The 11828-nt window shown below is 37.7% G+C and carries 13 protein-coding genes; 6 read left to right on the top strand and 7 right to left on the bottom strand.

Features of this window, described 5'->3' with window-relative positions:
• The 6 genes from FJ218_09385 to FJ218_09360 form a co-directional block, all read left to right on the top strand.
• Positions 1–456: ABC transporter substrate-binding protein (locus FJ218_09385; GenBank protein MBM4167111.1), on the top strand; the 456-nt coding region annotated here is incomplete at its 5' end.
• A gap of 197 nt (positions 457–653) precedes the next feature.
• Positions 654–1670 (top strand): 3-deoxy-7-phosphoheptulonate synthase, encoded by a 1017-nt coding sequence (gene aroF / locus FJ218_09380; GenBank protein ID MBM4167110.1) that lies wholly within the window; start codon positions 654–656, stop codon positions 1668–1670.
• Positions 1667–2758, top strand: a complete 1092-nt coding sequence (aroB, locus tag FJ218_09375; GenBank protein MBM4167109.1) for a 3-dehydroquinate synthase — start codon at positions 1667–1669, stop codon at positions 2756–2758. The genes aroF and aroB overlap by 4 nt, the downstream gene beginning before the upstream one ends.
• A 4-nt stretch (positions 2759–2762) precedes the next feature.
• Positions 2763–4271: a shikimate dehydrogenase gene (gene aroE / locus FJ218_09370; GenBank protein MBM4167108.1), complete on the top strand. Its 1509-nt coding sequence runs from the start codon at positions 2763–2765 to the stop codon at positions 4269–4271.
• Between the two features lie 8 nt (positions 4272–4279).
• Positions 4280–5563: a 3-phosphoshikimate 1-carboxyvinyltransferase gene (gene aroA / locus FJ218_09365; protein ID MBM4167107.1), complete on the top strand. Its 1284-nt coding sequence runs from the start codon at positions 4280–4282 to the stop codon at positions 5561–5563.
• A gap of 17 nt (positions 5564–5580) precedes the next feature.
• Positions 5581–6123, top strand: a complete 543-nt coding sequence (locus FJ218_09360) for a shikimate kinase (protein MBM4167106.1) — start codon at positions 5581–5583, stop codon at positions 6121–6123.
• A 5-nt stretch (positions 6124–6128) separates the two neighbouring features.
• On the opposite strand, the gene FJ218_09355 is transcribed toward FJ218_09360, so the two are convergent.
• From FJ218_09355 to FJ218_09325, 7 genes are all read right to left on the bottom strand, one after another.
• On the bottom strand, positions 6129–6830 hold the full coding sequence (locus FJ218_09355) for a 16S rRNA (uracil(1498)-N(3))-methyltransferase (protein ID MBM4167105.1): 702 nt from the start codon (positions 6828–6830) through the stop codon (positions 6129–6131).
• Between the two features lie 15 nt (positions 6831–6845).
• Positions 6846–8219 carry a hypothetical protein gene (locus FJ218_09350; protein MBM4167104.1) on the bottom strand — a complete coding sequence of 458 codons (1374 nt, stop codon included), beginning with the start codon at positions 8217–8219 and terminating at the stop codon, positions 6846–6848.
• 3 nt (positions 8220–8222) lie between these two features.
• A complete protein-coding gene (locus FJ218_09345) occupies positions 8223–8627 on the bottom strand; it encodes a CoA-binding protein (GenBank protein ID MBM4167103.1) in 405 nt (134 codons plus the stop codon).
• Positions 8628–8640: 13 nt separating this feature from the next.
• Positions 8641–9630: an inorganic phosphate transporter gene (locus tag FJ218_09340; GenBank protein ID MBM4167102.1), complete on the bottom strand. Its 990-nt coding sequence runs from the start codon at positions 9628–9630 to the stop codon at positions 8641–8643.
• Between the two features lie 50 nt (positions 9631–9680).
• The gene (locus FJ218_09335) at positions 9681–10325 is read right to left on the bottom strand and encodes a DUF47 family protein (GenBank protein MBM4167101.1); all 645 of its coding nucleotides are present in this window, start codon (positions 10323–10325) and stop codon (positions 9681–9683) included.
• Between the two features lie 211 nt (positions 10326–10536).
• Positions 10537–11544 (bottom strand): HAMP domain-containing protein, encoded by a 1008-nt coding sequence (locus FJ218_09330; protein ID MBM4167100.1) that lies wholly within the window; start codon positions 11542–11544, stop codon positions 10537–10539.
• A gap of 84 nt (positions 11545–11628) precedes the next feature.
• Positions 11629–11828, bottom strand: a 200-nt coding sequence (locus FJ218_09325; GenBank protein ID MBM4167099.1) for a winged helix-turn-helix transcriptional regulator, incomplete at its 5' end; no start/stop codon positions are given.

Genomic DNA, 11828 nt, shown 5'->3' with positions numbered 1-11828 from the left:
GATATTTCTTTTGATACAATAATGGAAAAAGTTTTGGATGGAACGTATGCCGCTGGACTTTTGATTCACGAAGGACAACTCACGTATCACGACGAAGGATTTCATAAACTTCTCGATTTCGGAGAATTGTGGGAAGAAAAAACCAATGGCTTGCCTCTCCCGCTTGGGCTTGATGTTGTGCGAAAAGATTTGGGTGAAGAACTTGCAAAAAAACTTTCTGAAGGATTGAGAAAAAGTATTCACTACGGTTATACGCATCAAAGCGAAGCAATCCCTTACGCAATGCAATGGGGACGCGGCATAAATTACGAACTTGGTGAAAAATTTGTGAAAATGTACGTGAGCGAACTGACCATCAATATGGGAGAAAAAGGAAAGCACGCATTGGAATTACTTTTTCAATTGAGCAAAGAAAAAGGATTGATACATGAAGTTCCTAACATAATTTTGATGTAAGGTAATTTTTTTTTCTCACTTCGTCTTCCTACTTTTCATTCACAATTTATGATAACAGGAACAACATATTACGATTGGTATTATGCGAATCCTCTTCAGCGGGACTCGGTTTAATTCTTGTCGTCAATTACTAATACAATAATTTTCCAAGCCCCGAATAGATGGGGCTTTTTTGTTTTTAGCGAAAGAAAATATTTATGGTTATAGTCTTACAACCGAAATCAACGCAAAACGATATTGACATTGTCGTTGAAAAAATAAAACAACTCGGACTTGAAGCGCACGTTTCAAAAGGAACAGAACGCACGATTATTGGTATCATCGGAGATGAGCGAAAAATTCAACGCGACCAACTTGCATTGCTTCCAAAAGTTGAGAACGTTATCCCGATTCTTAAGCCGTACAAACTTGTCAGCAGAGAATTTAAAAGAGAAAACTCGCTTGTTAATGTTGATGGAGTTGTTGTTGGAGGGAATGAAATCATCATAATGGCGGGACCATGTTCTGTAGAAAACGAAGAGCAAATTTTATCAACAGCAGAAATCGTAAAAAAATCCGGCGCAAAAATTTTACGAGGTGGTGCATTCAAACCAAGAACATCGCCGTACGCATTTCAAGGAATGGGTGAAGACGGTTTGAAACTTTTACAAAAAGCAAGGCAAGAAACCGGATTGAAGATTGTAACCGAAGTAATGGAATCGAATGATGCAGAACTTGTCGAAGAGTATGCGGATGTGATGCAAGTTGGCGCACGCAATATGCAAAACACAAAACTCCTTCGCACGCTTTCGAAAATAAAGAAACCGGTTTTATTGAAACGAAATTTTTCCGCAACCCTTATGGAATTTTTGATGGCGGCAGAATATTTACTCGCAGGTGGAAATGACCAAGTAATTTTGTGTGAACGTGGAATCCGTACGTTTGTTGAATACACGCGCAACACATTTGATTTGAATGTTATCCCCGTCATCAAACAACTTTCGCATTTGCCGATAATTGCTGACCCAAGTCATGCAACGGGAAAAAGCGATTTGGTTATGCCGATGAGTCGCGCTGCTATTGCGTGTGGTGCAGATGGCTTGATAATTGAAGTTCATCCAAAACCTGAAAATGCAGTTTCTGACGGCGATCAATCAGTTTGTGCAGATAAATTTTCTCAATTAATGAACGACATTCGCCCGATTGCAACAGCGATTGGTAGAACGATACAATGATAAAAGTACATCTTAAAAAAACAGTTGACGATTCGTATTCGATTGAGATTGGAAAAGGAATCAGTGAGCAACTTCCTGTTTTATTGAAAAAGAATTTTCCTGCATTTCGTTACATTGTTGTTTCAGATACCAATGTTTCAAAACTTTACGGGAAATATTTTCTTACTCTGTTTGAACAAAAAAATTTGAATGTATTTCTCACTCCATTTCCTGCTGGTGAAAAATATAAAACACGCGAAACAAAATCTGGAATAGAAAACCAAATCATACAGCGCGGCGCAGGAAAAGATAGTTGTATCATTGCGCTTGGTGGCGGAGTTGTCGGTGATGTTGCGGGTTTTGTTGCATCTACATTGTTTCGCGGAATTCCGTTTGTGCAAGTTCCAACAACATTGCTTGCTCAAGTGGATAGTAGCAGCGGCGGAAAAACTGCTGTTGACCATCCACTCGGAAAAAATTTAATCGGCGCTTATCACCAGCCGAAGCACGTTTGCATAGATATAAATTTTTTGAAAACTCTTTCGCGTGCGGAATATGTGAATGGTATTGCGGAAATTGTAAAACAGGCGCTGATTCAGGATGAAAAGTTTTTTCTGTTTCTTGAAAAAGAAATGGATAACATTGTAAGTCGAGATGAAACTGTTTTGAAAAAAACGATTGAATGGAATTGCAAACTGAAAGCAAAAATTGTTGAACAAGATGAACGAGAAACGGGACCACGAAAAATTCTCAACTTCGGACACACGGTTGGGCACGCAATTGAAACGCTTTCGCATTATAAACTTCGTCACGGTTATGCAGTTTCAATGGGAATGATTGCTGAATCAAAAATTTCGCAACAACTTGGGTGGCTAAAAGAACATGATGTCGAGCGAATCGAACGAATTCTCATGCGTGGTAAACTTCCGACACGTTTACCCAAAAATTGTTCACCTCATGCAGTTCTCAAAAAAATGCAATTTGATAAAAAAGCAAAAGAAGGAAGAATAACATACTCTCTAATTGAAAAACTTGGTCAATGTCAGTTCAATATTTGTGTGGAAAATGAAATTGCGTTTCGTTGCTTGAATGATTGTACAGTAAAGTGAAGCAATGAAAACAAAACTTTGTGTTTCGCTCTTTGTTGAAAATATTTCTGAAACAATTTTCAATGCTGAAAAAGCAGTTCAATTGGGTGCTGAAGTAATAGAGTTTCGTTTGGATACCGTAGAGCAAGAATCTTTCTTGCTCAATGATTTTGTTCAACAACTAAAAGACAAAAATCTTTTTCCCAAAAGTATTTTCACTGTTCGTTCGCCAAAAGAATTTGGCAAGTGGAAATATTCGGAACGCGAGCGGAAAAACTTTTTTATTGAAATTGCAAAACACAAACCTGCATTTCTTGATGTTGAGTTTTCAAATGGAATAAAATTCTATCAACAACTCAAGTCAATTTCTCCAAAAACTACATTCATTCTTTCTTCTCACAAAAAGCAACTTTCATCTACGCAACTTTTTTCATTGTGTGAAATAATGAAATCATTCAATTGTGATGTAATCAAAATTGCAGTTGAAACAAAATCCTTCGAACAAACTTTTCCAATCTTTTCACTTCTCGAAAGAGCAAAAAAAGAAAATCGAAAACTTATCGCAATCGGAATGGGAAAGAATGGAGAGAACACTCGCATTCTTGCGTCAAAGTATAATGCGTTTCTAACCTTCGCATCGCTCGATGATTCGATGAAAACGGCAAGCGGACAAATTTCTTTGGAAAAACTTTTGAACGTGTACAATTTCAAAAAATTAAATTCGCGAACCAAAGTTTTCGGTTTAATCGGAAATCCGGTTTCACATAGCAAGGGAATTTATGTTCACAATGAAGCGTTTCGTAACACGCATACGAATGCTGTGTATGTAAATTGTGAAATGAGTACTGTAACACAACTTGACAAACTCTATTCCATATTTGATGGATTTAGCGTAACGGCGCCATATAAAGAAAGCGTCATACAATTTCTTGATTCGATTTCATTGGTTGCAAATGAAATTGGAGCAGTGAATACCATCACAAAGCGAAATGGAAAATTATTCGGAAATAATTTTGACGGAAATGCTTTTACAAATTCGTTTCCAAAAAATACTCGATTTCACAATAAGCGAATCGCAATTTTGGGATGCGGCGGCGCAGCGAAATCAATTGTTGCAGCGTTAAAAGCGGAAAACGCGAACGTAACTATTTTCAATCGAACAATGGCAAAAATAACGCAACTTTCGAAAATATATTCTTGCAACGTTGACTCACTCGATAATTTTTCTAACGCCGTATTTGATATTTTAATAAATACTATTCCGTTTTCTATTTCAAAAGATTTTCCAAAAATATTTTCACTTGCACATAAAAATTGGGAAAAGAAAATCGTTTGCGACATTGTGTACAACCCAATGGAAACTCCATTACTGAACATTGCGAAGGGAAACGGCGCAACAATTGTTTTAGGATGGAAAATGTTTTTGAATCAAGCGGTGAAACAATTTGAGTTGTTCACCGGAAAGAAAGCGCCAATTTCTTTGATGAAGAGTGTACTAGTAAAATCGTTGAGTGACAGTAATGCGTATATGTGATTTGAAAAATGAAATCTGAAATCTTTGAAAGCATTGTAATTCCAATACAGACACAGCATTTTTGTAGAAAGAATATTTCTCTTCCTCCGTCGAAAAGTATGGCGCAACGTGCTTTGATATGCGCTGCACTTGCAAAGGGAAAATCTGTTCTTTCACCCAGACCAGTTGGAGAAGATTGTGAATTGCTGCTGAACGCACTGAGACAATTAGGAATCCAAATTCAAGAACATGAGAATGAAGTTGAAATACTTGGAGCGAGCGGTGAATTGTTTTCTTCTTCAAAAATAATTTCGATGGGAAATAATGGAACGGGAGTTCGTTTTCTTCTTGCACTTTCAATGTTATCCAATGGAAAAGTTACGATTGACGGAAGCGAACGATTGCGCAAACGACCAATGAAAGAAATGTTTGATGTCTTTCGGCAACTTGCAGTCTATTTTGAACCGAGCAATAATTCTTTACCTGTAACCATTCACGAAGGCAATAGTATTGGAGGAGAAATTCAACTCGACACGTCGAGAAGTTCACAATTTCTCAGTGCGTTGTTGCTCGTTGCTCCTCTCACGAAAAACGGATTGACAATTCATTGTTCGAAAGAAATTGTTTCGGAATACTATGTTGGGATGACCATTGATGTTATGAAACAATTTGGCGTACATGTAAAGCGAATTGGAAATTCGTTTTATGTACAACCTCAAACATACAAACCCAAAACGATAACACTTGAGTCGGATTTATCGAGCGCATCATATTTTTTTGCTGCTGCTGCAGTTACCAACGGTGAAGTTACCATTGAAAATATTTCTCGAAACTCGTTACAAGCGGATGTATGTTTTTTGGACATTCTTGAGCAGATGAATTGTAAAATTGTATGGAAAGAAAATTCTGCAACAGTTTTCGGTAATGAATTGAGTGGAATTTCGGTTGATTGTAATCGTTGTCCCGATATTGTTCCGACAATTGCTATTGTTGCTGTATTTGCAAAAGGAGAGACAGAGATAAAAAATGTTGCACATCTTCGACATAAAGAATGCGATAGGATTGCAGTACTTGCTCGTGAGTTGGAAAAAATCGGAACGGCAGTCGTTGAACTCAAAGATGGATTGAAAATAATTCCCAATGAAGTTCATTTAGAAAAAAATAATTTACTACGGCGAATCAATCCAGAAAACGACCATCGTATCGCTATGAGTTTTGCTGTTGCTGGATTGCGAATTCCCAGCGTAGAAATTATGCAAGCACGTTGTGTTGAAAAATCATTTCCAAATTTTTGGAGTGAGTTTTTACAATGAAGAATGAGGAATGAACAATGAATAAGAGAAACAATATTGTTCTTATTGGTTTTCGAGGAACAGGTAAAACGACGCTTGCAAAATTGCTTGGGAAAAAATTAAAACGAAAAGTATTTTCATCCGATACAGTCATTGAGCGAAACGAGAGGAGAACAATTGCTTCTATCATTCAAAAAAACGGTTGGAAATATTTTCGTGATGTCGAAAGTAACGTTTTAGTAAAACTTAGTAATGAAAACGGTGTAATTATTGATTGCGGAGGTGGAATTGTTTTACGAAAAAAGAATCGAGAATTATTGAAACGTCATTCGTTCATAATATTATTGTATGCAAGCGCAGGAATGATTGAATCGAGAATAGCAAACGATGAAAATCGTATTCGACTGTCAAAGAAAAAATCCTTATTCGAAGAAATCGAATCGCAGTTGTTTCAACGAAAGAAATATTATGATGAACTTGCAGATATTCGATTTGATACTACTCAAACTCCATCAAAAATAATTCTTCAGAGAATAATTTCACGGTTCATCAAGGGAGATTCTTCGCGTCGCCCAGAATGACATTGTTACAACAGAAATTTTGTACAAATAACAATCGCGGCAGTTTCCGTTCTTAATCGTCGTTCTCCCAATGAAAGCAGTTCAAAATCATTTTCTCTCGCTTGTTTGATTTCATTTTCTGAAAACCCTCCTTCGCTTCCGACAACGACGATTTTCGATTTTCGATTTGCGATTGCGGGATATGTATTTTTAAGAGCAAATTCGTACGAAATATATTTTCCATCGTAGTTTATGTTTGAAAAAATTACTTCGTGTAATGATGTTGTTTCAGAAATTATTGGAAGAAATCCTCGTCCGCATTGTTTCATTGCAGATAATGCAAGTTTTTGCAATCGCTTGACTTTTGCTGATTTCGCAATTGTACGTTCGGAAATCATCGGAATAATTTTCTTTACGCCAAGTTCGGTTGCTTTTTCTACAATGAAATCAAATTTTGCAGAATTTTTTAAAAGTCCAACGACAAGTGTTAGATCAATTTTCGGTTCGTGAAAGTTTTCCTGCACGGAAATTATTTTCCCTTCGACATTCCTTTTTCCTTTCTTCATCAATTCTATTTCGTAACAATTTCCCATTCCGTCAAGTACGAAAATAATTTCTCCAAGTTTTGTTCTCAGTACATTTACGCAATGGTGAAATTCTTCGTCAACAAGTTGTAATGATGATGAAGAAATATATTCAGGAGGCGTGTGGAAGAAATTATTCACGATGAAAACAGATGACGTTTAAAACGAAGTTCCTAATTCAATAATAAATTCCGAATTGCGAACTTCGTTCAATGCGACTTCTGTTCGCAATACAATATCGTACGGAAGAATGAAATGTATTCCAGCGCCGTATCCTTTGGCGAACATATATTCGTTGAATTTCATCGGTTGAAATTGCACTGCTCCGATATTACCGAATAATGCGGCGTACATTCCAAATCGAAGCACAGAAAATTGTATGATGGGAATGAAATTGACTTTAAAAATTTTGGGTGAAAAAAGCGGAAGCCGGATTTCGATGGAACTTCCTGCAAGATTGTCGCCTTCCATTACCTTGGCATAGTGTCCGCGCAACCGTTCGCTGTACCCAAAATACAGATGCTCGTACACAGGAAGTTGTTTGCCTTCGGACATTGTTGAAAACATTCGCGTCGCAATTATTATTGTGTACGTTGAATTAAGTGTCAAAGGAAAGTAGCGACGGTAATCAAAATAGAGTCGCGAGAAATTTACACCGTTGTCTTCGAGACCAAGTTTAGCAAATGTTGCGCGAACGTACGAGCCATAACCAGCGTATGGTACGAGGTCGCGTGTATCATAACTGTAATTCATCCGCAAAGAGAAATAATTATCTATTCCTTTGTTGGAAATCGTCCTATTCGGAAACCATTGTTTCACTTGTACAGAATTAAATTCTGCTCCAAAAGTCATTCGTCTGAATACATCGAAACGGCTTCCGAAATTGATATATGCGGTGTAATGATGTTCGTTATAATTCATTCCGTTTTGTTTTGTCCGAGAACTGAGATTGCGAACGGTTTGCGAAATGAGTTGTGTTTCAAGAAATAGTTGCGGTTCATCGTAAACCAATGGATTGAAGTAGTAGAGTGAAACGAACGGGTTGTATCCGAAAACCAACGAACAAGCAATTTTCTCATTTCTTCCGCGAAAATTCGTATGAAAAATTGTCGCACCATAATACATCTTTTTGAAATCACCTTCGTACATTCCGAATACAGGAAATGGAAAAATATACCATCGTTCGTTGACGAAGATATGTACATCAACAGAATCGGTTGCAACTGCTTCGGGAAGTATATCAACGTTGTTAAACAATCCGAGTGAATAAATACGGCTTGTGTTGTACGTGAGTAATCCTGCTTTTATTGTATCGCCGGGAGTGAATGTTAATTCGCGTTGAATAACAATTTCTTCTGTTGTTTCATTTCCCGAAATTAAGACATTGCGAATATACGTTGGAGGCGATTGGGTTCCGGAGATGGAAATTTTCTTTTGAGAATGAAGTTGAGTGAGAAATGAAAAAACAAGAATGAAAATGAAGAGAGCGATTCTCTTACTGACAATATTTTGAATTGCGGCGAGAGCGAGCATATATCACAGTAGCAGCCGATGAGCGACAGCAATGCATCGGTTCATCACTACTGGAATGTTGTTTGCGCGTGCAAGTTCTGCGGCGTGTTCGTTGATGACTCCTTCTTGCATCCAGATAGATTTTGCGCCGATGGAAATCGCATCATCAACAATTTCGGGAACAAATTCTGAACGTCGGAAGATATTCACGAGATCAATCGGCTTTCCAATATCTTTTAATGAAGTAATGCTTGGTATTCCAAAAACATGTTCAATTGCAGGATTAACGGGAACGATGGTGAAACCAGCGCGCAGTAAATAGGATGCAACTCCATAACTTGAACGTTCGGGATTATCGGAAAGTCCAACAATGGCGATATTTTTTACAAAAGAAAAAATATGTTTTATGATTTGTATTTCACTGTTCATAGAAAAAATTAAATCACATCAATAAGTTTAGCAATTCAAAAATGATTGCACTAACAATCGCCGATGCCGGAATTGTAAAAACCCATGCAAGAATTATTTTTCCTGCAACTCCCCAGCGAACACCGGAAACTCGTTGCGTAGAACCAACTCCCATGATTGCTCCCGAAATAGTATGTGTTGTACTCACGGGAATTCCAAAAAGTGCAGTTCCAAGAAGCACCAATGCAGATGATGATTCGGCGCAAAAACCACCCACAGGACGAAGATGCGTCAATTTCATTCCAAGTGTTTTTATAACACGCCATCCACCGGCAAGTGTTCCCAATCCTATCGCCGTATGTGCGGCTATAATTACCCAAAAGGGTACATAAAATTCACTTCCTAACATTCCATTTGTATAAAGAACAATTGCAATTATTCCCATTGTCTTTTGCGCATCATTTGTGCCGTGTCCTAAACTGTATGCCGCAGCAGAAAATAATTGTCCGAAACGAAACGTGCGGTCAACACTTCGAGGAGAAAAATTTCGGAAAAGCCACATTACAGTTACCATTAACAGCAAACCAAAAACAAAACCGACCAATGGCGATAAAAAAATAAAAATTGATACCTTAATAATTCCACCTGCTACAAGTCCGTCGAACCCTGCTTTTACTAATCCACTTCCTATTAACCCTCCAATCAAAGAATGTGAAACGCTGATGGGTAAGCCATAATGCGTGCAAAAGTGAGTCCAAAGTGAAGCGCCAATAAGTGTGGAAAAAATCAGTTCATTGGAAATGATAGACGCTTCAACAATGCCTTTTCCAATCGTCGTTGCAACATGAACACCAAATCCGAACGCAGCAATAAAATTAAAAAACGCTGCCCAAATAACTGCTTGACGTGGAGTGAGTACACGTGTTGATACAACGGTAGCAATAGAATTTGCGGCATCGTTCATTCCATTGAGGAAATCGAACAACAATGCAATAAATATTATGATGATAACAAAAGTAAGCATACGATAAATTATCGAAGTATAAAGAATGATTTATAACAATGAAAAAATAGTTATGCGTGTTTAATCAAAAGCGATTCGAGGACGTTTGCCGCATCTTCGCATTTATCCGTCGCTGTTTCGAGACCTACATATATTTCTTTCAATTTGATAATTTGAATCGGATCTTTTTCTTCTTCAAATAATCTGGCGATGGCTTGCTCAAAAATGCTGTCTGCTTGATTTTCATAATCATTGATTTTATGGATGATTTTTTGTAATGGTTCAGGATTACGGAAATCACGCAACATCGCTACTCCACGTGCAAGTTCTGTGATAGAGAGGTGAAGAACGTCAATTAACGTTGCTATTGCCTGAGGGCATTCTTTAATTTTATACAACACGAACCGATGTGCGCTTCCATCGAGATAATCCAACACGTCATCCAATGAGGATGCAAGATGATGAATATCTTCGCGGTCAAACGGAGTTACAAATGTTGCGCTAAGTTCTGCAAAAATTTGATGTGCAATAATATCAGCACGATGTTCATGTTCGGTAATTTCTGCACACAACGTTTGGCGTTCTTCCAACGTTACCGTAGGAAATTTCTTCATTACGAGCGACGCATCGAAGAGAATTTGCGCGGACTGTTCGAACATAATGTAAAATTTTTCGTCGCGAGGAAGTAATGATTGAATAAGATTATCGAGTTTCATAAATCGTTGAGGTTTGTTTCAAAAATTCGAGCAAAAGGTAGTGAATGAGTAAGAGAATTTCAAAGTTTTATTTGCATACAATTTATAGTTCTCTTGTAAAGAAATTATTGTCTTCGTGTTAAGAAATTGTTAAGTGAAGATTGTGAGAAGTTGCGATGAGGAGAGTATAAGAAATAGAGAAATGAAAACAAGAAAAACATTATACGTCACGCTATTCCGTTTTCAACGTAAACCGAAACGCACTTCCTTTGCCGAGTTCGCTTTGCACATCAATCTTACTTCCGTGCGCTTCCACAATATGTTTTGCAATGGCAAGTCCTAATCCCGTTCCGCCAAGTTCCCGCGAACGATTTTTATCCACGCGATAGAAGCGTTCAAAAATTCTGGGCAAATGTTCTTCGGAAATTCCGCAACCGTTGTCTTTCACCGTACAGCGAATACCAGGAATTGTTTTTTCGTACGAAACAATGACGCTTCCGTCTTCCTCGGTGAATTTTAGTGCGTTGGAAATGAGATTGGAGAAAACAATTTTCAATTGTTCTCTATCGCCAAATACTTGTAATGATTCGTTATTTGATTCAAGAGAAAGAGAAATTTTTTTCTGTTGCGCAAGAGAAGAAAATTCTGAAATGATTTGCGCGAGAAATTCGTGCAAAGGAAAATAGCGAAACGACATTTTCATTTCGCCGGATTCGATGCGAGAAATTTCCATCAAATCGGAAAGCAAATCATTAAGACGATGTGTATTGTTCAATGCTTTCTGCAAGAAATCGCGATTCACGTTTGCATCATCAATTGCTCCATTCAACAATGTTTCGATGGATGCTTGCAAAGAAAAAATCGGCGTACGTAATTCGTGCGAAACGTTACCGAGAAACTCGCTGCGTACTTGTTCCAACTTTTTTAATTGCACAATATCATCGTTAAGTTTTTGCACCATCGTATTTATAGATTCGGCAAGTTTTCCAATTTCATCGTTGGACGAGACAGAAATTCTTTTCTCTAAATTTCCCGAACGAATTTCTTCTGCCGCTTGCGCAATTTCGTTAATCGGTTTTGCAATGTGTTTGGAAAGAATATTTCCGGCGATGGCAATAAAAACGAGAATGAGCAACGTGGAAAGCGCAGTCCCGTGCAAGTGAAGGAGAAAATATTCGATGAGAATAATTCCAACGCCGAGCAGAAGAAAAAATATGTTGAGTTTGGTTTGGAGTTTCATTTCATATCACGTCATTCCGAACTTGTTCCGGAATCTCTTTGTAAAGATGCCGAAATAAATTCGGCATGACGAATTTTAGAATAACTATTGCTCTTTCATTCGATAACCAATGCCTTTTATCGTTTCGATGCAATCGGCAAACTCTCCTAACTTCTCTCGAATTTTTCTGATGTGAACGTCAATCGTTCTATCATTCACGCGGACATCATTTCCCCAAATTTTGTCGAGTAGTTTCTCTCGTGTTACAACATCGCCTTTATGTTTGATGAGATATTCAAGAAGGA

The organism is Ignavibacteria bacterium, from assembly GCA_016873775.1.
GTDB lineage: Bacteria > Bacteroidota > Ignavibacteria > UBA10030 > F1-140-MAGs086 > JAGXRH01.
This window is presented reverse-complemented; position numbering and strand designations above follow the sequence as displayed.

Excerpts from the sequence above, each read along its gene's own strand:
- FJ218_09335 (MBM4167101.1), bottom strand. The coding sequence starts at position 10,325 with ATGAAACTCGATAATCTTATTCAATCATTACTTCCTCGCGACGAAAAA.
- aroA (MBM4167107.1), top strand. The coding sequence starts at position 4,280 with ATGAAATCTGAAATCTTTGAAAGCATTGTAATTCCAATACAGACACAG.
- aroB (MBM4167109.1), top strand. The coding sequence starts at position 1,667 with ATGATAAAAGTACATCTTAAAAAAACAGTTGACGATTCGTATTCGATT.
- aroE (MBM4167108.1), top strand. The coding sequence starts at position 2,763 with ATGAAAACAAAACTTTGTGTTTCGCTCTTTGTTGAAAATATTTCTGAA.
- FJ218_09360 (MBM4167106.1), top strand. The coding sequence starts at position 5,581 with ATGAATAAGAGAAACAATATTGTTCTTATTGGTTTTCGAGGAACAGGT.
- aroF (MBM4167110.1), top strand. The coding sequence starts at position 654 with ATGGTTATAGTCTTACAACCGAAATCAACGCAAAACGATATTGACATT.
- FJ218_09350 (MBM4167104.1), bottom strand. The coding sequence starts at position 8,219 with ATGCTCGCTCTCGCCGCAATTCAAAATATTGTCAGTAAGAGAATCGCT.
- FJ218_09345 (MBM4167103.1), bottom strand. The coding sequence starts at position 8,627 with ATGAACAGTGAAATACAAATCATAAAACATATTTTTTCTTTTGTAAAA.
- FJ218_09340 (MBM4167102.1), bottom strand. The coding sequence starts at position 9,630 with ATGCTTACTTTTGTTATCATCATAATATTTATTGCATTGTTGTTCGAT.
- FJ218_09330 (MBM4167100.1), bottom strand. The coding sequence starts at position 11,544 with ATGAAACTCCAAACCAAACTCAACATATTTTTTCTTCTGCTCGGCGTT.